A 20,199-nucleotide genomic window follows, 5' to 3' on the forward strand; every position below is an offset into this window, starting at 1 on the left:
GCCTGGGCTTGCTCGCCGATGGCGTCGCCTGCACCGACGGCATGACGCGGCCCATGCTGGAGCAACGCGGCGTCGCGGTGGCGCCGCGCGCCTTCCGCGCCACAGGCAACGTCGCCACCGCCGGCGGCTGCCTGGCTTCGCAATACCTGGCCGCCTGGGTGCTGCTGCGGCTGGCTGGAGAGCAAACAGCCCGCGAGATCCTGTCCTACGTCGCCCCGGTGGGCGAAGAGCGGGACTACGTGGAGCGCGCGTTGTCCGCCGTGTCCGCCCCGGAAAACGCCTTGTCATGAACTTCGCCCCGCTTTCCGAGCTGACGCCGGCCGATCTGCACCCTTGCTTCCTGGCCGCCTTCAGCGATTACATCGTGCCGGCCCAGCCCTCGCTGGAAAGTCTGTCCGCCATGCTGAGCCGCCGCGGCTGGCAGCCGGCTCTCAGCGCCGGCGCCTGGATGGACGGCCAACTGGCCGGTTTCTGGCTGACCGCCACGCCCGACATAGACGGCGAGACCGAGGGCTATTGCATCGCCGCCGGCGTCGCGCCGGAAGGCCGCCGCCAGGGCGCGCTGACCGGCATGGCCGGATTGGTGACGGCATTGCTGGCCGAAGGCGGCATTCGCCGCCAGCGGCTGGAGGTGATAGACGGCAACCAGCGCGCCCAGCAAGCCTACGCCGCGCTGGGATTCGCCATCCTGCGCCGGCTCGACTGCTACCAGATCCAGGAACCCATCGCCGCGCGCGGCTACTGGCCAGTCACCATCCATGCCGAGCATGCGGCCGCAGACTGGCCCCCTGCCAATCTGGCCTACCCGCCCGCCGTGCCCAACCGCCGCGAATCGCTGCTGCGCGCCGAGCCGCCGCTGCGCTGGCTGACCGTGCGGCGCGCGGACGCGCTGCTGGGTTCGCTGCTGATGTCGAGCGACGGCGAGATAGTAGAGCTGCAAGTCGCGCCCGGCCACAGGCGCCAGGGCATAGCCGGCAGCCTGCTGCGCGCGGGCCAGCAGTTGACGGCGAACGGCCGGCTCAGCTTCAACAATGTGGACAGCCGGGATCTGGCCTTGATCAGCCTGTTGCTGCGGCATCAGGCTGCCTACCGCCTGTCGCAATGGGAACTGGGCAAGGCAAGCGACTGAAATGCACAAACGAGCGCCGGTGATAAAATGAAATGAAGCGCCGCAGCCGCGGCGCCCGCGACACAAGGCAACACCTCAATGCATGCGCAATTGCAAACCGAATGGCAGCACAGGCTGATCGCCCTGCTGGAACGACAACCGCCTGACAACGACGGCGCTCACGACCTCAGCCACCTGCACCGCGTATGGGCGGTAGCGCGTCAGCTGCTGGAACACTACCCGGACGCTGACGCGCTGGTGGTGATGGCCGGCAGCTATCTGCACGATCTGGTCAACCTGCCCAAAAACCATCCGCAGCGCCAGCAGGCCTCGCGCTGGTCCGCCGAGCGCGCGCGCGACTTACTGGCAGACAGCGGCCTCAGCGCCGCCCAATTGGACAATCTCGCCCACGCCATCGAGGCGCACAGCTACTCCGCGGCGATTCCGCCGCGCACGCTGGAAGCCAAGATCGTGCAGGACGCGGACCGCATGGACGCGCTGGGACCGGTGGGCCTGGCCCGCATGTTCTACGTCTCCGGCCGCATGGGCCGCGCCCTGGCGCATCCGCTGGACCCATTGGCGGAACAGCGCGGCCTGGACGACCAAGCCTGGGCGATAGACCACATAGACGTCAAGCTCGCCAAGCTGCCCGGCATGATGCAGACCGAGGCCGGCCGGGCCATGGCCGAACGCAAACTGCAGTGGCTGCTCCAATTCCGCGACGAATTCTGCCGGGACTGGATGGCGCGCTGAACGAAAGGATGAATCGCCGCCATGATGATCAGAAAACTACCGCGCAACCGCGCGGGGAGAGATTGGGTGGTGGGCGATTTGCACGGCTGCTTCGAACAGCTGCGGCGGCTGATGAAAATCATCGCCTTCGATCCGACCGTGGACAGGCTGATCTCGGTCGGCGACTTGGTTGACAGGGGGCCGGACAGCCGCATGGTGGGCGAATGGCTGGCCCAGCCCTGGTTTCATGCCGTGCGCGGCAATCACGAGCAGATGGCGCTGGACGCCATGCGCAATCCGCTGGAGGACAGCGAGCGCCATCTGCGCAACGGCGGCCGTTGGCTGACCGAACTGTCGCCCGCCGCGCGCGACGCCTGCGTCGCCGCCATGTCCCAGCTGCCGCTGGCGATAGAAATCAGCGCCGAAGACGGCAAGATAGGCATCGTCCACGCCGACTGCCCCAATAACGACTGGACCACGCTGGCGGCTCGGCTGGAGGCGGACAATCCCAGCGAACAGGACTACGACACCCTGCTATGGTCGCGCGAGCGCGCGCTGAACCAGGGCGCCGGCCACGTGGCGGGGGTAGATCTGCTGTTGGTGGGCCACACGCCGCAAGAGCGGGCAGTCATGTACGACAACGTGATGCACCTCGACACCGGCGCCGTCTACGGCGGCAAGCTGACGCTGTTCTGCCTGGACGACTTCGTCGAAGTCTCGCTGCCGGCCAGCTTCGAACACCTGGCCCGCTTCCAGCTGCATTAGACGCGAAACGCCCGCGGGGCTAGAATCGCGCAGCTTAGAACAAGGAAACGCCATGGCCGAGCGCAAGAAGAAAACCGCCGCCCCCAAACCGGGCCAACAGGAACGCCGCGAGCAGGAGCAACGCTACCACCGCGCCGAGCAAGCCTGCCGCCAGCTGACCCATCTGCTGGAAACGCTGGCCGCGGCCGGCGCGCTGGACGGCAATGAAGGCGCCGCCCAGTACCTGAACTCCACCCGCGCCTATTACCGCCGCATCCGCAACGGCAAAGTCATGGGGCCGGCCGACTTCACCGCCGCGGCCGAAGTCTGCGCCTGCGCGCGCCGCTCCCTGGCCGCGCTGGACCCGGAGCTGGCCTTCGCCGAGCTGCCGCAGGCCGACGCGCTGCGCCAGGCGCTGGCGCAAGGCGCGCAAGTCATAGAAGAAATGAAACAGATCAAGGCCGGCAAAACTGGCTGAAGGCCGACCCATATGGCATGATGAAGCATCGCCATCCGCCGGACGCCCGCCATGTACCTGCATATTCCCCATCTACGCATCGCCCGTCCGGTCAGCAGTCTGGCGCTCAGCAAAGCCATGTACTGCGAGGGTCTGAACTTCCAGGTATTGGGCGGTTTCAGCGGCCATGACGGTTTCGACGGCGTCATGCTGGGCCTGCCCGGCGCCGCCTATCACCTGGAATTCATCGTCAGCCATCAACATCCGGCGCCGCCGACGCCCACGGTGGAAGACCTGTTGGTGTTCTATCTGCCGGACCACGCCGAATGGGAGGCCGCCTGCGCCTGCATGCGCGCCGCCGGCTTCGCCCAAGCGCCGTCCGCCAATCCCTATTGGGAAGTCAAAGGCGTCACCTTCGTCGACCACGACGGCTACCGCACCGTGCTGCAAAACGCCAAGAGCCCGGTGTGAGCGACTCGCAACTCAACGCCTCTCAAGCGGACGAGGCCCGCCTGTGCGCCATCATTCAGGACACGCCGTGGCTGATGACGGCCCTGCGCGACGTGCGGCAATTGGGGCTGGCCTCCTGGTGCATAGGCGCCGGCGCCGTGCGCAACGCGGTATGGGACCGCTTGCACGACTACGCCCAGCCGTCGGCGTTGTCCGACATCGACGTCGCCCACTTCGACCCAACACGCCTGGAGCAAGCGCGCGATGACGCGCTGCTGGCCCAGCTGCGGGCCATCGCGCCGGGCCGCCCCTGGGAAGTGACCAACCAGGCGGCGGTGCATCTGTGGTTCGGCCAGTATTTTGGCCACGAGGCGGCGCCGCTGCGCTCCTTGGAAGAAGCCATTGCTACCTGGCCGGAGTACGCGACAGCCGTGGGCGTGACTCTGGATGAGGCCGACCGGCTGCGCGTCATCGCGCCGCATGGACTAGCCGACTTGCTGGCCATGCGCATCCGGCGCAACCCGACGCGCGTCAGCCAGGAAACCTACCGGGAGCGGATAGCGCGCAAACGATATCAGGAGCGCTGGCCGGGCGTGAGCATCGAGCTTGAATAAGCGCCGCCGCGCTACTCCACCGGCGCGCCCAATATTTTGTCCAGCTGCCCGGTCGCGCGCATTCTCGCCAGCGCTTTGTTGAAATCCGGAATCCACTTCGCCGCGCCGGATGCCTTGGATAAACCGAAAGCGGCATAGCTCAGCTTGCCTATGGGAACGTCGGAGACGCCAACCGTGTCTTCCACGCCCTGTTGCCGAACCAGGAATTTGCCGACGTTCGAATCCACGGTCGCCAGCTCAATGCGGCCGGACTCCATCATCTTGATCAGCGTGACCGAATCCACCGCCCGCTGAATCGGATGGGCGGATTCAAAAGCGGCTTCCATGTCCTTGTCCACTACCGAGCCTATCTCCATGCCCAGGCGGTGGCTTTTCAAGGTCTCATAGTCCTTCCAATCCACGGTTCCATGAAACGCGCTTTTTTTATACAAGAAACAGTTGTACTGCCGCATGACCGGCTCGGAAAACTCCATGAACTGCTCGCGCTCAGGCGTTTTATACAAGGGCAGGATGCCGTCAACCCGTCCATCCTGCGCCTCGGACAGGCAACGCTTCCACGGCAGTATCTTGACGGCGACGGTCAGGCCAAGCTGCCGTCCTATCTCCTGCAGCACGCGCACCTTGATGCCGCTGTCCGCCAGCGAGTCGAACTCGCCCATCGCGTATGGCGGGTACTTGTCATAGCACAGCGTGACTTTCCGTTCCGCGCCCCAGACGGCAACCGCCCACAATATGCTCAACGACAAGAGAAAGCACCTGGCGATCACACCCGCTCCCTTCCTGGCAATAGCCATGCGAACCCGAGGCCGATCCGGGAAAGCGCCGCCCGCGCTACTCGGTCACCGCCTCGCTCTCCTGCTGCAGCCGCCACATCTCGGCATAGCGCCCGCCCTTGTCCAACAGCTCGCGATGGCTGCCCTGCTCCACCACCCGGCCGGCATCCAGCACCAGAATGCGGTTCGCGTCGACTATGGTGGACAGCCGGTGGGCGATGACCAGCGTGGTGCGGTTGGCGGAGATGGCGGCCAACTCGTGCTGGATGGCTTTCTCGGTGCGCGAGTCCAGCGCGCTGGTGGCCTCGTCGAAAATCAGTATCGGCGGATTCTTCAGAATAGTGCGGGCGATGGCCACGCGCTGCTTTTCGCCGCCCGACAGTTTCAGTCCGCGCTCGCCCACCATGGTGTCGTAACCGTCCGGCAAGCTGCTGACGAAATCATGGATATGCGCGGATTTGGCCGCTTCCATCACTTCTTCGCGCGTCGCGCCCGGCTTGCCATAGGCGATGTTGTAATAAACCGTGTCGTTGAACAGCACCGTGTCCTGCGGCACGATGCCGATATTCGCGCGCAGCGAGTCTTGGGTCAGTCCGCGGATGTCCTGGCCGTCTATGCGCACCGCGCCGGAGGTCGCGTCGTAAAAACGGAACAGCAGCCGCGACAGCGTGGACTTGCCGGCGCCGCTGGCGCCCACCACCGCCAGCGTCTGGCCGGCCGGAATCGTGAAGTCCACCTCGTGCAGGATTTGCCGCTTGGCTTCGTAGGCGAAGCCCACATGATCGAAACGCACTGCCGCGCCGCGGGTATCCAGCGTCTTGGCGTCCGGCGAGTCGGCCACTTCCAGGTTGACGCCCAAGAGCGTGAACATGCGCTCGATATCGGCCAGCGAATGCTTGATCTCGCGATAGACGAAGCCCAGGAAGTTCAGCGGCGCATACAGCTGGGTGATGAAGGTTGCCACCAGCACCACGTCGCCCACCGTCATCCGGTGCGCCACCACGTCGCGCGCCGCCAACACCATCACCAGCGTGACGCCGATGGCGATGATGGCCGCCTGTCCGGCGTTGAGCAAGGACAGCGACACCTGGTTCTTGATCGCTGAGGCCTCCCAGGCCTCCAGATTGCGGTCGTAGCGCTTGGACTCGTACTCCTCGTTATTGAAGTACTTGACCGTCTCGTAGTTCAGCAACGCGTCTATCGCCTTGGAATTGGCCTTGGAGTCCAGGTCATTCATGGTGCGACGGTAGACAGTGCGCCATTCCGTGACCAAGAGCGTGAACGCGATGTAGATGGCGATGGTGCCCAGGGTCACCGCCGCGAACTCCCAGGCATAGCGGTGCAGCAAGATGGCGGAAACCATGCCGATTTCCAGCAGCGTGGGCAGGATGTTGAACACGGTGAAATTCAGCAGGAAGCCTATGCCCTTGGTGCCGCGCTCGATGTCGCGGCTCATGCCGCCGGTATGGCGCTCCAGATGAAAACGCAAGGACAGCTTGAACAGGTGGCGGAACACATTGCGCGCCACGCTGCGCACCGCGCCCTGGATCACGCGCGCGAACACCGCGTCGCGCAACTCCCCCAGCACGCCGGACAGCAGCCGCGCCACGCCGTAGCCAGTCAGCGCCAGCACCGGGATGGCCAGCAGCGTGGCCGGCACGGACAGCTGGTCGACGATGTCTTTCAGGTACAGCGGCACGGTAACAGCCGCCACCTTGGCCAGCACCATGCAACAGAGCGCCAGCGTCACCCGCCACTTGAAATCCCACAAATACGGGAATAGCGTTTTCAGGGTCTGCCAGTCGTTGCGGTCGGTCGGCGCCGGGCCGGTATGGGTCATGCGCATAAAAACTTGCCTGTGGCTGGAGCCTGACCCAAATTGAAAAAAGCTTCACTCGCAAAGGGGCAGACGTCATGTGGATTCTATTGCTGGAAGCGCTGGGCGCCGCGGCGCTCGCCTCCTTCATCGTATGGTGGACCTGGCCGCGCGACGACAAGGACCCGACCTGTAAACGCGATTAGTGCAGCACGCGCGGCGCCACCAGCGTCATTTCCGGAATGTCGGCCTCGAAACGCCGGCCATCGTCCGCCACCATCTGGTAACTGCCCTTCATGCTGCCGTAAGGCGTTTTCAGGTGGGTGGCGCTGGTGTATTCGAAAGCCTGGCCCGGCTCCAGGTGCGGCTGCTCGCCCACCACGCCCATGCCGCGCACTTCCTGCACCTGCTGATTGGCATCGGTGATGATCCAGTGGCGGCTGACCAGCTGGGCCGGCTCGCTGCCGGTATTGACGATGCGTACTCGATAGCCGAAGACATAGATGTCGTTGGCCATATTGGACTGTTCGGCGATGTATTGGGGCTCCGCCTCCACTTCAACTTGATAGACTTTCTCGGCCATTTCGGCTCCTCCGGATCAATATGTCCTTCATTTTATCCGGCCAAAGCGCTTTTGGCGCGGTAGAATGCCCGGCATTCCTTGTTTTTCGTTCCAGAGCCTCGCCATGCGCACTTTCCGTATCGCCCCCAGCATTCTGTCCGCCGATTTTGCCCGCCTGGGCCAGGAAGTCAGCGATGTCATCGCCGCTGGCGCCGACATCATCCACTTCGACGTGATGGACAACCACTACGTCCCCAACCTGACCATGGGCCCGATGTTCTGCGAGGCCATCCGCCCTCACAGCAGCGCGCCCATCGACGTTCACCTGATGGTCAAGCCGGTGGATGCGCTAGCCGCCGCCTTCGCCAAGGCCGGCGCCGACATCATCACCTTCCATCCGGAAGGCTCTGAACACATCGACCGCACGCTGGGCCTGATCAAGGACGCCGGCTGCAAGGCCGGTCTGGTGTTCAACCCGGCCACGCCGCTGTCCTATCTGGACCATGTGATGGACAAGCTGGACATGATACTGATCATGTCGGTCAACCCCGGCTTCGGCGGACAATCGTTCATTCCGCACGCGCTGGAAAAGATCCGCCAGGCGAGATTGCGCATCGACGAATACACCGCCAAGCATGGCGGCGAAATCTGGCTGGAGGTGGACGGCGGCGTCAAGGTGGACAATATCGCCGCGGTGGCCGCCGCCGGCGCCGACACCTTCGTAGCCGGCTCCGCCATCTACGGCCAAGCGGATTACAAGGCGGTCATTGACGCCATGCGCGCGGAACTGGCTCGCGCCCAAGCATAAGAGCGCGGCCGCATCCTTCCATTCATCAAGGGGTAAAGCAATGCATGCATTCATCGTCACCGGCGCCTCGCGCGGCCTGGGCTTCGCCATCTGCGAGGCCTTGCTGAACGACGGCTATTTCGTGGTCGGCATCGCCCGCAACGCCGGCCCGGCGCTGGAAGGCCTGGCCGCCCGCCACCCGGATCGCCTGCTGGCCGTCAACGCCGACCTGTCAGACGCCAGCCAGGCCGCCGCTTCGGTCCACACCGCGCTGCAACAGCTCCCCTTGCCGGATTGCGCGACGATCACGCTGATCAACAACGCCGGCGTGGTGACGCCCATCGCCCAGGCCGGTCATTACCCGGCCGACGAGGTGGTCAAGGCCGTCGCCATCAACGTCACCGCGCCGCTATTGGCCGCCGACGCTCTGCTGGCCGCTACAGACCATCTCGCCGCTCGCCGCCGCATCCTGAACATTTCCTCCGGCGCCGCCGCCAAGGCCTATCCAGGCTGGAGCGTGTATTGCGCCACCAAGGCCGCGTTGGACCACTTCGGCCGCAGCGTGGCGGCGGAGCAGGAAAGCAAGGCCAATCCGGCGCAGGTCGTCGCGCTGTATCCCGGCGTGGTGGACACCGACATGCAAGGCAATATCCGCTCCAGCGATTCGTCGCAGTTCCCGCAAAAAGCGCGCTTCGACGCCTACAAGGCCGACGGCGCGCTCGCCTCGCCGGCCGAAGCGGCCCGCCAGATAGTGGACTATCTGGTCTCGCCGGCCTTCGGCAAGACGCCTGTCGTCGACATCCGCGAACTGTAAACACCCCCGCATCCTCTATTCCGCCGCGGCCCCCGGCCGCGGTTTCAAAAGCAGACACATGAATCTCAAGCACATCAAGGCCGTCGCCTTCGACCTGGACGGCACCCTGGTAGACTCCATCCCCGATTTGGCCAATGCCGCCAACGCCATGCGCGCCCACCTGGGCCTGCCGCCGCTGGATCCCGAGCGCATTAAAAGCCATGTCGGCGACGGCATCGCCAGCCTGGTGCACCGCGCCATCACCGACGAGCGCCACGCCGAGGCCGACGGCCCCGCCTGGGAGCGCGGCTACCGCTTCTTCGTCCAGCATTACCGCGAGCATCTGGCAGACCAGACCACAGTCTACGCCGGCGTTCGCGACGGCTTAGGCCTGTTGCGCGCCCTCAAGCTGCCGCTGCTCGTCATCACCAACAAATCCGAGCGGCTCGCCCTGCCGCTGCTGGAACAACTGGACCTGCGCGACCCCTTCAGCCTGGTCCTGGGCGGCGACACCCTGTCGGAGAAGAAACCGTCCGCCTTGCCGCTGCAACACGCCTGCCAGGTGCTGGGCATTTCGCCCAAGGAGCTGGCCATGGTGGGAGACTCCACCAATGACGTGGCGGCCGCCCGCGCCGCCGGCAGCGCGGCCATCGCCGTCAATTACGGCTACGCCGACGCGTTCACGCTGGGCGCGGACCTGACGCTGGCCAGTATTGCCGAGCTGTACGATTTGATGAAAAATAACTGATCCCGCTCAACGCTAAAGGAATTCAACCGCCCATGGCCTTTCTTCCCAGCCCCGCCAGCTGGCGATGGCGTCGCCCGCAACACCTCCAGCACGCCCAAGCCGCAACTGACACCATCAAGGAAGAACCCCATGCAAGCGCAAGAATTTGACCGCCTGGCCGCCGAAGGCTACAACCGCATCCCGGTGCTGCAGGAACTGCTGGCCGATCTGGACAGCCCGCTGTCCATCTACCTGAAGCTGGCCAACCAGCCCTACAGCTATCTGATGGAGTCCGTGGTCGGCGGCGAACGCCATGGCCGCTACTCCATCGTCGGGCTGCCGGCGAGTACCCGCATTCGCGTCAATGGCCGCAAAGCCCAGGTGGAATGCGGCGACAAGGTGATAGAGCGCCATGACGGCGACCCGCTGGCCTTCATCGAGCAATTCCAGAACCGCTTCCGCACCCCCGAGCTGCCCGGCTTGCCGCGCTATTCAGGCGGCCTGGTGGGTTACTTCGGCTACGACACCATACGCTATGTCGAACGCCGGCTGGCCGATACCCAAAAGCCGGACTCCATAGGCACTCCGGATATTCTGCTGATGCTGTCCGAAGAAATCGCCATCGTCGACAATCTGTCCGGCAAGCTCTATCTGGTGGTGTACGCGGACCCGGAAGTGCCCAATTCTCTGTCCAAAGCGCAGGCGCGTCTGGCCGAACTGCGCGCCATGCTGCGCGAACCGTTGTCCATTCCGCTATCGCTGCCGCTGCCCGATGAGGGCGAAGCCGTCTCCGAATACGGCGAAGAGGCCTTCAAAGAAGCGGTGACCGCCTGTCAGCGCTACATCCACGATGGCGACATCATGCAAGTCGTGCTGGCGCAACGCATGAAGCAAACATTCAGCGGCTCGCCCATTGCGCTGTACCGCGCGCTGCGCAACCTGAACCCATCGCCGTATATGTTCTTCTATCATTTCGATGATTTCCACGTAGTGGGCGCCTCGCCGGAAATCCTGGTACGCCGCGACGGCGACATCGCCACCGTGCGGCCCATCGCCGGCACGCGTCCGCGCGGCCAGACTCGCGAGCAGGACGAGGCGCTGGCGGCCGAGCTGTTGGCCGACCCGAAAGAAATCGCCGAACACGTGATGCTGATGGACCTGGGCCGCAACGACATCGGCCGCGTCGCCGATATCGGCACGGTCAAGATCACCGACAATATGGCCATCGAGCGCTATTCCCACGTGATGCACATCGTCTCCAACGTGGAAGGCGTGGTGGACCGCAAGATCAGCAATATCGAAGTGATCAAGGCCACCTTCCCCGCCGGCACGCTGTCCGGCGCGCCCAAAGTGCGGGCGATGCAGATCATAGACGAGTTCGAGCCGAGCAAGCGCGGCGTCTACGGCGGCGCCGTGGGCTATCTGGGCTTCAACGGCGACATGGACCTGGCCATCGCCATCCGCACCGCAGTGCTGAAAAACGGCATGCTCTACGTGCAGTCCGGCGCCGGCATCGTGGCGGATTCTGTGCCGCAATCGGAATGGCAGGAAACCCAGAACAAGGCCCGCGCCGTGCTGCGCGCGGCGCAAATGGTGCGCGACGGGCTGGATGCCTGAGGCCGTTCTGGCCTGCGGCCCCTTTAGGCCGCAAAACCCATGAAGAAAAGGCCAGTCCAATCGGGCTGGCCTTTTTGCTGCTCTGATTACGCGGGTTTCAATGCCAGCTGGCGCTCAATATCGGCTGCAGTTGCGCCTGCTGATCTGGCGGCAGGGCATGCACGCCACCGGCCGGCGCCGAAAACGCCGCCATGGCATGCACCAATTTATCGACGTCGGCGGCGGCAAGCGTCATTCCACCCGCCTGGATGGACCCGATATGCGGACCGGCGCTGCTTTGCCAGCTCGTCACCATTACCGCATCCGTCGTGCCCAAGACATCGATTTCAAGCGCGCTATTGACGTACTTGAACCATAGGTGGTCTGGCGCGACATCTGCGAATTGCAGTACATCACGGCTATTCGCATCCCGCTTGCCGCCACTGTCATTCACCGTGACGACGCCAGTCCCGGCACGCAGCACAAAGGTGTCCAACCCCTCCCCCGCATTCAGCGTATTGTTCAAGCCCGCCGTCAGCGTATCCTTGCCGTCTCCGGCCGTCAGCGTATCACCCGCCGCGCCAACCATGCGGTTGTCCACGCCCCGCAAGCCATACAGGTAATGGTTGCCGCTGCTGGTGTCAGTAAATACCAGTTGATTGGCGACGGCCGGGAAGTCCCAGTTGCTGCCATCCGCAAAGCTGAACAGCGGACGGTAGTTTGGATTGTTGAAGTAAGCGTTGACGGTCAGCTGGTCGCCGTTGCCAAAGTCCAGTATCAGATTATCCGACAGGTCGCGAATGATCTTGGTCTGGCCGACGCTGATGCCCGCGCCCAGCTTCACCACATCCACCGGACTAGAGTTGGATTTGGAGAACTCATTGAGCACGGTCAATCCGCAGCCCGGATTGATCACGAAAGTATTCCGCCCCATGCCGCTGTTCAAGGTATTGTTGCGGCCCGCCGTCAGGACATCGTTGCCATCGCCAGCTGTCAGCGTATCGCCCGCCCCGCCCACCATGCGGTTGTCCACGCCATGCAAACCGCTCAATTGATTGCCGCTGCCGGTATCGGTGAACACCAATTGATTGGCGACGGCCAGGAAATCCCAGCTGCTGCCGTCGGCGAAGCTGAACAGCGGCCGGGAGATAGGATTGGCGTTCAGATCGTTGAAGTAGCTGTAAACGGTCAGTTGGTCGCTGTTGCCGAAGTCCAGCACCAGATTGTTCGACTGGTCGCGGATGATCTTGGTCTGGTTGGCGCTGATGCCCGCCCCCAGTTTCACCACATCCGCCGGGCTTGGGTTGGTTTTGTAAGATTCATACAGCACCGTCTGGCCGCAGCCGCGATTGAGCACGAAGGTATCCTGCCCGGAACCCGCATGCAGCGTATTGTTCACGCCCGCCGTCAGCGTATCCTTGCCGTCGCCCGCGCTAAGCGTATCGCCCGCCCCGCCCACCATGCGGTTGTCCACGCCATGCAAACCGCTCAATTGATTGCCGCTGCCGGTATCGGTGAACACCAATTGATTGGCGACGGCCAGGAAATCCCAGCTGCTGCCGTCGGCGAAGCTGAACAGCGGCCGGGAGGTAGGATTGGCGTTAAGATCATAGAAGTAGCCGTAAACGGTGAGCTGGTCGCCGTTGCCGAAGTCCAGCACCAGATTGTTCGATTGGTCGCGGATGATCTTGGTCTGGCTGGCGCTGATGCCCGCCCCCAGTTTCACCACATCCGACGGGCTTTGGTTGAGTTTGTAAGACTCATACAGCACCGTCTGCCCGCAGCCGCGATTGAGCACGAAGGTATCCTGCCCCATCCCCGCATGCAGCGTATTGTTCAAGCCCGCCGTCAGCGTATCCTTGCCGTCGCCCGCGCTAAGGGTATCGCCAGCCGCGCCTACCATGCGGTTGTCCACGCCCTGCAAACCGCTCAATTGATTGCCGCTGCCGGCATCGGTGAACACCAGTTGATTGGCGATGGCCGGGAAGTCCCAGTTGACGCCGTCGGCGAAGCTGAACAGCGGCCGGGCGATAGGGTTGGCGTTAGGGTTGTTGAAGTAATAGGGCACGGTTAATTTGTCGCCGTTGCCAAAATCCAGAATAAGACTGTTCGACAAATCGCGGGTAATCTTGGTCTGGCTGGCGCTGATGCCCAAGCCCAGCTTCACCACATCAATCGGACCCAGGTTGGTTTTAGCGGATTCATTCAGCACCGTCAGCCCGCAGCCCCGGTTCAAAACGAAAGTATCCTGATTGCCATCCGCATTCAATATGCTGTTTGAACCAGCCACAAATGTCGGGCCGGGATTGGCATTCGGCGGTTGATTGGTAATGGCCGCAAAGTCCCAGCTGGCGCCGTCGGAGAAATGGATCAGCGGCCGGATATAATTCGGATTGCTGAAGTAGTTCTTGATGGTCAGTTGGTCGCCGCTGCCGAAGTCCAGTATCAGATTGCTCGACGAATCGCGGATGATCTTGGTCTGGCCAGCGCTGATGCCCGCGCCCAACGCCACCACGTCCACCGTGTTTTGGCTGAGTTTGACCACCTCATTCAGCACGGTCTGGCCGCAGCCTCGATTGAGCACGAAGGTGTCGCGCCCGGCGCCGGCGATCAAGGTATTGTTGTGGCCCGCGGTCAGGGTATCGTTGCCGGCGCTCGCCGTCAGGGTATCGGCCTCCCCGCCTACGATGCGGTTGTCCACGCCCGACAGGCCGTACAGGTACTGGCTGCCGCTGCTGGTATCGGCAAACACCAGTTGATTGGCGATGGCCGGGAAGTCCCAGCTGACGCCGTCGGCGAAATGGATCAGCGGCCGGGTGATATTCGGATTGCTGAAGTAGTTTTTGACGGTCAGCTGGTCGCCGTTGCCAAAGTCCAGTATCAGATTGCTCCACGGATCACGGCTGATCTTGGTCTGGCCGGCGCTGAAGCCCGCGCCCAACGCCACCACGTCCACCGTGTTTTGGTTGAGCTTGCGGGATTCATTCAGCACCGTCTGCCCGCAGCCCCGATTGAGCACGAAGGTGTCGCGCCCAGTGCCGGCGATCAGGGTATTGTTGTGGCCCGCGGTCAGGATATCGTTGCCGGCGCTCGCCGTCAGGATATCGGCCTCCCCGCCCACGATGCGGTTGTCCACGCCCGTCAGGCCGTACAGGTACTGGCTGCCGCTGCTGGTATCGGCAAACACCAGTTGATTGGCGATGGCCGGGAAGTCCCAGCTGACGCCGTCGGCGAAATGGATCAGCGGCCGGGTGATATTCGGATTGCTGAAGTAGTTTCTGACTGTCAGCTGATCGCCGTTGCCAAAGTCCAGTATCAGATTGCTCCACGGATCACGGCTGATCTTGGTCTGGCCGGCGTTGAAGCCCGCGCCCAACGCCACCACGTCCACCGTGTTTTGGCTGAGTTTGGAGGACTCATTCAACACCGTTTGTCCGCAGCCGCGATTGAGCACGAAGGTGTCGCGCCCGGTGCCGGCGATCAGGGTATTGTTGTGGCCAGCGGTCAGGGTATCGTTGCCGCCGCTTGCCGTCAGGGTATCGGTCTCCCCGCCCACGATGCGGTTGTCCACTCCGTGCAAACCATACAGGTAATGGCTGCCGCTGCTGGTATCGATAAACACCAGTTGATTCGTGATCGCCGCATAATCCCAGTTGCTGCCATCGGCAAAGCTGATCAGCGGCCGGCCCCAGGCCGAATCAAAATAATTGCTAAGCTTTAATTGGTCGCCATTGCCGAAGTCCAAAATCAGGTTATTCGACTGATCTCGAATGATCTTGGTCTGGCTGACGCTGAACCCTGCGCCCAACTTCACCGTATCCACCGTGCTTTGGCTGAGTTTATGGGTCATTTCATTCAGCACCATCGAACCGCAGCCTGCGTTCAGCACAAAACAATCTTGCTCGCTGCCTGCATTCATCACGCCGTTCCGCTCGCCCATGATGACTACTGGGTTAGCAAACGTATTATTTGATTGCGACATTATATTTCCTTATATTTAAATGCATATTGCACCCGCCACGACAGCGGCAGCGTCAACAACAGCAACAAGGCCAGCATGCTCATCGCCAGCGGAACGCCGGCCATATCCCCCACACGGCCAAACAGCACCGGCGACATGGCCCCTCCTCCTATCGTGCCCGTATAGAACAGCGCGAAAGCCCTCTCGCGCCCGCCAGCGCCAGCCAGCTCCGGCACCGCGCCGTACAACACAGACGAAGTGCCGTTCAAGACCAGGCCCAATAGCGGCAACACAGCCATCACGCCGGCCTGAGGCAGCGCCAGCGTGACAAGGATCAGCAAGGCGGTTAGGGACTCGGTCAGCCATACCGTCTTCATCAGGCCAAGCCTCGCGCCCAGATAGCCGCAGAACAGCTTGCCGAAGGCGCCGCCCACGAACAGCAGCGACAAGGCGAGTCCAATGCCCGCGCTGCCCGCGCCTTTGCTCTTCAGCACAAAAGGCAGGAAGGTCAGAAAACCCATGCGCACCGCGCTGTCTATCACGCCGGTGGCCAGCAGCGCGCGCAAGCCGCCTGCCGACCCAGGCTTGTCCTGGGCCTTTTCCGCCGCCCTTTGCGCGCTCCCCTGCCCAGCGGGAATCAGACGCCATAGCGCGCCGGCCGCCATCAGCGCCAGCGCGCCGGCCAGCGCCACGCCCACGCGCCAGCTCGCCACGGTCAAGAGCAAGCCAAGCAGCGCCGGAATCAGCGTCTTGCCGATGTCGCCAGCGAAGTTGTACTGCGCCAGCGCCTGCTTGACGCCGCCGCCGGCCTCGTGGCTGTCTGCCACCAACGAGGAGGCCAGCGGGTGCTGGACGCTGGCCCCCAGCCCGCCCAGCATCAAGGCGCCCAGCAGCACGGCCAAGCCGCCAGCCTGCCCGGCTATCAAATAAGCAATGCCCGCCAGCGCCGTGCCGCCCACCAGCATGCGCTTGCGCCCCCAGCGCCGCGCCAATCGGCTGGCCAATAATTGAAAGCCGGCCATCATGCCGGAGTACGACCCGCGCAACAGGCCCACCATGGCGTAGCTGATCGCGAACTGCGCCTGCCATAGCGGCAGCAAGACATAGACCAAGTCAGTCAATCCGTCATGGATTGCGTGGGCGCCGCCAGCCGCCCATAGCGAGCGGCGGCGCGAAGAGGCGTCCTCGGGGGATGGACTCGCGTCGTCGGCATGCGTCATGGCTAGTTTAATATCATCATTTACCATGCCGATTATCATACCAAATAGCATATAAATGTCATACCATTTGCCATTTATTGGGCCATACATGATTCAATTTCATCTGTCGCATGCAAAGGTATCCTTTGCCAGCGTTATCCTAGCCCTGTCTAATCTAGGGAAAAATCACCCGCGCCAAGCTAGCTAGCCAGCTTGGCCGCGCATTCATGAAGGACGACAGATGATCCATGGCAAATCATTGGCCGCCTGGCAGGCCACGCACCCGCTCATCGCCGATCTGGCGTTGCTGCGCGAATGCGAGTGGCTCAACCCCGCCATCGCGCCGGCCGCAGAAGGCCTGGCCGATGTTGGCCTGACCGCTGCGGACGTAGCCGACGCCGATGCGCGCCTGCGGCGCTTCGCCGCTTACTTTCGCCTGGCCTTCCCGGAAACCGTCGCCACTGACGGCATTCTTGAGTCCCCGCTGCTGGCCGCGACATCGTTCCAGCGCGCATTGAGCAGTCATTACGGCCTTGAACTGCCAGGCCGCCTATGGCTGAAGGCGGACAACCTGTTGCCCATCTCCGGCTCGATCAAGGCGCGCGGCGGCATTTACGAAGTATTGCAACATGCCGAGGCGCTGGCGCTGCGACACGGCTTGCTGAGCCTGGAGGATGATTACGCCAGCCTGGACGCCCCCGCGGCGCGAGCGCTGTTCAGCCGCCACCGCATCGCCGTCGGCTCCACCGGCAATCTTGGACTTTCCATAGGCATCATGGGCGCGAGGCTGGGTTTCGCCGTCACCGTGCACATGTCCGCCGACGCCAGACAGTGGAAGAAAGACAAGCTGCGCGCCCACGGAGTGACGGTGGTCGAGCATGCTTCCGACTACAGCGCGGCGGTGGCGCTCGGCCGAAGACAGTCGCAAGAGGATCCCGACTGCCATTTCGTCGATGACGAAAACTCGACCAGCCTGTTCTTGGGCTATGCCGTGGCGGCCATGCGGCTGAAATCGCAGCTGGACGCCGCCGGCGTGAAAGTGGACGCCGAACACCCGCTATTCGTCCACCTGCCCTGCGGCGTGGGCGGCGGCCCCGGCGGCGTGGCCTTTGGCTTGAAACTGGCCTTCGGCGACGCAGTCCACTGCCTGTTCGCCGAGCCAACCCACTCGCCCTGCATGCTGCTCGGCGTCTACAGCGGCCTGCATGATGCGGTATCGGTGCAGGATTTCGGCATAGACAACCGTACCGCGGCCGACGGTCTGGCGGTGGGCCGGCCGTCCGGCTTCGTCGGACGCGCCATGCAAAGGCTGATAGACGGCTATTACACGGTAGGCGACGAGGAGCTGTTCCGGCTGCTGGCCCTGATGCGCGACGCGGAGGGCCAACGGCTGGAGCCATCCGCGCTGGCCGGCGCGCCCGGCATGGCCCGCGTCCTGACAGAAAACCAGGACTACCGCGAACGACTGCGCCTGACGCCGGCGCGCCTGTCCCGCGCCAGCCATATCATCTGGGCCACCGGCGGCGGCATGGTGCCGGCGGCGGAAATGGACGCCTATCTGGCGCGCGGCCGCGCGCTGCTGGGCTGAGCCATGCGCCCGCCCCGGCTGGACGGCGGCCAGTTCGCCAATTTGCACACCTTCCTGGCTGTGGCCGAACACCTGAGTTTCGCCCGCGCCGCCGCCGAGCTGTGCCTGACGCCCAGCGCGGTCAGCCATCGTATCGCTCGGCTGGAGGCCGCGCTGGGCTACCCGTTGTTTTTGCGCCTGACGCGGCGCATCCACCTGACCGACGACGGCGAGCGCATCCATGCGGCGCTCCGCCGCGGCATGGACGAATTGAACGCCGCCCTGCTCCCGCAGGCCGATGCCTTGGCCGGCCGGCTCACCCTGCACGCCCACCCGTCCATCGCGCAATGCTGGCTGCTGCCGCGGCTGGCGGATTTCTGCGCAGATCACCCGCTGATCGAGCTGGACGTCCGCACCGGCAACGAGGACGCGGACTTCCGCGCCGGCGGGGTCGATCTGGCGCTGTACTACGCAGACGGCCAGTTTCCCGGCCTGGCCAGCGCTAAGCTGATGGAGGAGGAAATGGCGCCGGTATGCAGCCCAAGCTACGCGGAACGCCACCAGTTGCTGGAACAGCCAGCCAAGCTGCGCGAATGCGTGCTGCTGCACGACGCCCGCGCCTGGCGCCACGCCGCCCATGACGCGGAATGGACGCTGTGGGCGCGCGCGGCCGGCCGCGAAGCCGACCTGCCGCCGCGCAGCCTGACCTTTGACCGTTCCGATCTGTGCCTTGCCGCAGCGGTCCACCATGCCGGCATCGCCATCGGCCGCCGCCGGCTCGCGCAAGACTGGATAGACCAAGGCAAACTGCTGCTGCCGCTGGGCGGCTTCACGCCAGTCGGTGCCTGCGCCTACCATTTGGTTCACCCGCCCGGCGCGACATCGGCCCGGCTGCGAGCGCTCATCGCCTGGCTGAACGCCCTCGCCTCAGGCTGAGCATACGCCCGCGCGCGTCCTATAGTGAATCCATGTCCAACCGCCCGGCCCGGATCAATGGATGCCTCTCCCGCCATGCTGGATTTCGACCGTTTCCTGCTGACCGTCGTCTACGATCTGCCCAATCTGATTTTCGTGGTGGACCAGGCTGACGGCACCATCGTCTACGCCAACCAGCATATGTGCGCCACGCTGGGCGCCGACTGCGTCGGCAGGCGCTTTTTCGAGCTGTTCGCCGGCGCCGGCGGCGACCGCCACTTTCTGAGTTATGCCCAGCAGCACGAAAGCGCCCCGCCCGCGCTGCCGCGGCAGTCGGAATACTATGACGACGAATCGGAAAACTGGTATCACGTGCAGCAGCGCGGCATCACTTGGATAGACGGCTCGTCCAAGGTGGTGTGCGTGCTCAGCGAAATCAACGCGCTCAAGCGGCTGCAGAAAGACCTGACCGAAGCCCACGCCACCCTGGCGTTCAAGAACCGCGAACTGGAGATATCCGCGCGCACAGACCGCCTGACCAGCCTGTACAACCGCTATCAGCTGGATCTGGTCATCACCGGGGAATTCCAGCGCTTTCGCCGCTATGGCAAACCGTTTTCCGTGCTGCTGGCCGACTGCGACCAATTCAAGCAGGTCAATGACGCCTACGGCCATCAGGCCGGCGACTCGGTGCTGATAGACCTGGCCCGCCTACTGCAATCGAACATCCGCGCCACGGACACGCTGGGACGCTGGGGCGGCGAGGAGTTTCTGGCCATCCTGCCGGAAACCACGCTGGACAGCGCCGCCCAATTGGCGGAAAAGCTGCGCGCCATCGTCGCCGCCCATGCTTTTCCAGCGGTTGGCCACAAAACGGCCAGCTTCGGCGTGGCGCAAATCCAGCCGGCCGAAAACATCAAAGATTTGGTCGGCCGCGCCGACAAGGCGCTGTACCAGGCCAAGGAAAAGGGCCGCAATCGCATCGAAACCGCCGACTAGCCGCGCCGGGAGCCGAACATGCGCCAGAGAAGCTTTCTGATCGTCGATGACTCGCCCGCCGTGCTCAAACGGCTGGGGCAAATCCTGGAGTCGCTCGGCCACTTGGTGGTCGGCTCGGCCGGCAACGGCCTGGAGGCCATCGCCAAGGCCCGGGACTTGCGGCCTGACGTCATCACCATGGACATCCAGATGCCCGAGATGAGCGGCCTGGAGGCGACTCGGCACATCCTGAGCGAGCAGCCTGACCAGCCCATCATCATCATCACCGCGCACGGCCAGGAAAGCACGGTGGTGGACGCCATCGCCGCCGGCGCCAAGTACTTCATTTGCAAACCCATCGAGAGAGAACAAGTGGCGGAAGTACTGAACAAGGTTTTCCGCGACGACTGACCCTCCGCC

General features: G+C 63.7%; 19 protein-coding genes and 1 pseudogene. 15 read left to right on the forward strand and 5 right to left on the reverse strand.

The genetic code is table 11. The annotated features are described in order from the left end of the window. The 7 genes and pseudogenes from C2I19_RS22065 to C2I19_RS15880 all read left to right on the forward strand — a co-directional run. Positions 1-290: pseudogene (locus C2I19_RS22065) on the forward strand (AraC family transcriptional regulator); the annotation flags it as partial. After that, positions 287-1,129, forward strand: coding sequence for a GNAT family N-acetyltransferase (locus C2I19_RS15855; protein ID WP_103903638.1), 843 nt, complete (start codon positions 287-289; stop codon positions 1,127-1,129). The pseudogene C2I19_RS22065 and the gene C2I19_RS15855, both read left to right, overlap by 4 nt. 78 nt (positions 1,130-1,207) lie before the next feature. Continuing rightward, positions 1,208-1,861 carry an HD domain-containing protein gene (locus tag C2I19_RS15860; protein WP_199181217.1) on the forward strand — a complete coding sequence of 218 codons (654 nt, stop codon included), beginning with the start codon at positions 1,208-1,210 and terminating at the stop codon, positions 1,859-1,861. A 21-nt stretch (positions 1,862-1,882) separates the two neighbouring features. Beyond that, positions 1,883-2,605 carry a metallophosphoesterase gene (locus C2I19_RS15865; RefSeq protein WP_103903639.1) on the forward strand — a complete coding sequence of 241 codons (723 nt, stop codon included), beginning with the start codon at positions 1,883-1,885 and terminating at the stop codon, positions 2,603-2,605. 52 nt (positions 2,606-2,657) lie between these two features. Continuing rightward, on the forward strand, positions 2,658-3,062 hold the full coding sequence (locus C2I19_RS15870) for a hypothetical protein (RefSeq protein ID WP_103903640.1): 405 nt from the start codon (positions 2,658-2,660) through the stop codon (positions 3,060-3,062). 51 nt (positions 3,063-3,113) lie between these two features. Further along, a complete protein-coding gene (locus C2I19_RS15875) occupies positions 3,114-3,512 on the forward strand; it encodes a VOC family protein (RefSeq protein WP_233201223.1) in 399 nt (132 codons plus the stop codon). Then, entirely contained in the window at positions 3,509-4,105 is a 597-nt protein-coding gene (locus tag C2I19_RS15880; RefSeq protein WP_233201224.1) for a nucleotidyltransferase family protein, read from the forward strand. The genes C2I19_RS15875 and C2I19_RS15880 overlap by 4 nt, the downstream gene beginning before the upstream one ends. An 11-nt stretch (positions 4,106-4,116) precedes the next feature. On the opposite strand, the gene C2I19_RS15885 is transcribed toward C2I19_RS15880, so the two are convergent. The 3 genes from C2I19_RS15885 to apaG all read right to left on the reverse strand — a co-directional run bounded on the left by C2I19_RS15885 (position 4,117) and on the right by apaG (position 7,277). Then, positions 4,117-4,851, reverse strand: a complete 735-nt coding sequence (locus tag C2I19_RS15885; protein WP_158253737.1) for a substrate-binding periplasmic protein — start codon at positions 4,849-4,851, stop codon at positions 4,117-4,119. A gap of 85 nt (positions 4,852-4,936) precedes the next feature. Then, positions 4,937-6,724 (reverse strand): ABCB family ABC transporter ATP-binding protein/permease, encoded by a 1,788-nt coding sequence (locus C2I19_RS15890; protein ID WP_103903642.1) that lies wholly within the window; start codon positions 6,722-6,724, stop codon positions 4,937-4,939. Between the two features lie 172 nt (positions 6,725-6,896). Beyond that, positions 6,897-7,277, reverse strand: a complete 381-nt coding sequence (apaG, locus tag C2I19_RS15895) for a Co2+/Mg2+ efflux facilitator ApaG/CorD (RefSeq protein ID WP_103903643.1) — start codon at positions 7,275-7,277, stop codon at positions 6,897-6,899. A gap of 103 nt (positions 7,278-7,380) precedes the next feature. On the opposite strand from apaG, the gene rpe reads away from it, so the two are divergent. The 4 genes from rpe (at position 7,381) to trpE (ending at position 11,180) form a co-directional block, all read left to right on the forward strand. Next, entirely contained in the window at positions 7,381-8,064 is a 684-nt protein-coding gene (gene rpe, locus C2I19_RS15900; RefSeq protein ID WP_103903655.1) for a ribulose-phosphate 3-epimerase, read from the forward strand. Between the two features lie 40 nt (positions 8,065-8,104). After that, on the forward strand, positions 8,105-8,857 hold the full coding sequence (locus C2I19_RS15905) for an SDR family oxidoreductase (RefSeq protein ID WP_103903644.1): 753 nt from the start codon (positions 8,105-8,107) through the stop codon (positions 8,855-8,857). Positions 8,858-8,915: 58 nt separating this feature from the next. Then, positions 8,916-9,584, forward strand: coding sequence for a phosphoglycolate phosphatase (locus C2I19_RS15910; RefSeq protein WP_103903645.1), 669 nt, complete (start codon positions 8,916-8,918; stop codon positions 9,582-9,584). Between the two features lie 129 nt (positions 9,585-9,713). After that, on the forward strand, positions 9,714-11,180 hold the full coding sequence (gene trpE / locus C2I19_RS15915) for an anthranilate synthase component I (protein WP_103903646.1): 1,467 nt from the start codon (positions 9,714-9,716) through the stop codon (positions 11,178-11,180). Positions 11,181-11,277: 97 nt separating this feature from the next. Here trpE and C2I19_RS15920 read toward each other — a convergent pair whose 3' ends face one another. Further along, positions 11,278-15,141 carry a calcium-binding protein gene (locus tag C2I19_RS15920; RefSeq protein WP_103903647.1) on the reverse strand — a complete coding sequence of 1,288 codons (3,864 nt, stop codon included), beginning with the start codon at positions 15,139-15,141 and terminating at the stop codon, positions 11,278-11,280. After that, positions 15,141-16,340 carry an MFS transporter gene (locus C2I19_RS15925; protein ID WP_103903648.1) on the reverse strand — a complete coding sequence of 400 codons (1,200 nt, stop codon included), beginning with the start codon at positions 16,338-16,340 and terminating at the stop codon, positions 15,141-15,143. The genes C2I19_RS15920 and C2I19_RS15925 overlap by 1 nt, the downstream gene beginning before the upstream one ends. A gap of 220 nt (positions 16,341-16,560) precedes the next feature. Between C2I19_RS15925 and dsdA the strand changes: the two genes are divergently transcribed. The 4 genes from dsdA to C2I19_RS15945 are packed head-to-tail and all read left to right on the forward strand — an operon-like array spanning position 16,561 to position 20,190. Next, on the forward strand, positions 16,561-17,907 hold the full coding sequence (gene dsdA / locus C2I19_RS15930; RefSeq protein ID WP_103903649.1) for a D-serine ammonia-lyase: 1,347 nt from the start codon (positions 16,561-16,563) through the stop codon (positions 17,905-17,907). Positions 17,908-17,910: 3 nt separating this feature from the next. After that, on the forward strand, positions 17,911-18,822 hold the full coding sequence (gene dsdC, locus C2I19_RS15935; protein WP_103903650.1) for a DNA-binding transcriptional regulator DsdC: 912 nt from the start codon (positions 17,911-17,913) through the stop codon (positions 18,820-18,822). Between the two features lie 57 nt (positions 18,823-18,879). Beyond that, the gene (locus C2I19_RS15940; RefSeq protein ID WP_103903651.1) at positions 18,880-19,800 is read left to right on the forward strand and encodes a sensor domain-containing diguanylate cyclase; all 921 of its coding nucleotides are present in this window, start codon (positions 18,880-18,882) and stop codon (positions 19,798-19,800) included. An 18-nt stretch (positions 19,801-19,818) separates the two neighbouring features. After that, a complete protein-coding gene (locus C2I19_RS15945; RefSeq protein ID WP_103903652.1) occupies positions 19,819-20,190 on the forward strand; it encodes a response regulator in 372 nt (123 codons plus the stop codon). Positions 20,191-20,199: the final 9 nt, after the last annotated feature.

Source organism: Chromobacterium alticapitis (assembly GCF_002924365.1).
Lineage (GTDB): Bacteria > Pseudomonadota > Gammaproteobacteria > Burkholderiales > Chromobacteriaceae > Chromobacterium > Chromobacterium alticapitis.

Coding starts and splice junctions, on each gene's coding strand:
- C2I19_RS15855 (WP_103903638.1), top strand. CDS start 287: ATGAACTTCGCCCCGCTTTCCGAGCTGACGCCGGCCGATCTGCACCCT.
- C2I19_RS15860 (WP_199181217.1), top strand. CDS start 1,208: ATGCATGCGCAATTGCAAACCGAATGGCAGCACAGGCTGATCGCCCTG.
- C2I19_RS15865 (WP_103903639.1), top strand. CDS start 1,883: ATGATGATCAGAAAACTACCGCGCAACCGCGCGGGGAGAGATTGGGTG.
- C2I19_RS15870 (WP_103903640.1), top strand. CDS start 2,658: ATGGCCGAGCGCAAGAAGAAAACCGCCGCCCCCAAACCGGGCCAACAG.
- C2I19_RS15875 (WP_233201223.1), top strand. CDS start 3,114: ATGTACCTGCATATTCCCCATCTACGCATCGCCCGTCCGGTCAGCAGT.
- C2I19_RS15890 (WP_103903642.1), bottom strand. CDS start 6,724: ATGCGCATGACCCATACCGGCCCGGCGCCGACCGACCGCAACGACTGG.
- apaG (WP_103903643.1), bottom strand. CDS start 7,277: ATGGCCGAGAAAGTCTATCAAGTTGAAGTGGAGGCGGAGCCCCAATAC.
- rpe (WP_103903655.1), top strand. CDS start 7,381: ATGCGCACTTTCCGTATCGCCCCCAGCATTCTGTCCGCCGATTTTGCC.
- C2I19_RS15905 (WP_103903644.1), top strand. CDS start 8,105: ATGCATGCATTCATCGTCACCGGCGCCTCGCGCGGCCTGGGCTTCGCC.
- C2I19_RS15910 (WP_103903645.1), top strand. CDS start 8,916: ATGAATCTCAAGCACATCAAGGCCGTCGCCTTCGACCTGGACGGCACC.
- trpE (WP_103903646.1), top strand. CDS start 9,714: ATGCAAGCGCAAGAATTTGACCGCCTGGCCGCCGAAGGCTACAACCGC.
- C2I19_RS15920 (WP_103903647.1), bottom strand. CDS start 15,141: ATGTCGCAATCAAATAATACGTTTGCTAACCCAGTAGTCATCATGGGC.
- C2I19_RS15925 (WP_103903648.1), bottom strand. CDS start 16,340: ATGACGCATGCCGACGACGCGAGTCCATCCCCCGAGGACGCCTCTTCG.
- dsdA (WP_103903649.1), top strand. CDS start 16,561: ATGATCCATGGCAAATCATTGGCCGCCTGGCAGGCCACGCACCCGCTC.
- dsdC (WP_103903650.1), top strand. CDS start 17,911: ATGCGCCCGCCCCGGCTGGACGGCGGCCAGTTCGCCAATTTGCACACC.
- C2I19_RS15940 (WP_103903651.1), top strand. CDS start 18,880: ATGGATGCCTCTCCCGCCATGCTGGATTTCGACCGTTTCCTGCTGACC.
- C2I19_RS15945 (WP_103903652.1), top strand. CDS start 19,819: ATGCGCCAGAGAAGCTTTCTGATCGTCGATGACTCGCCCGCCGTGCTC.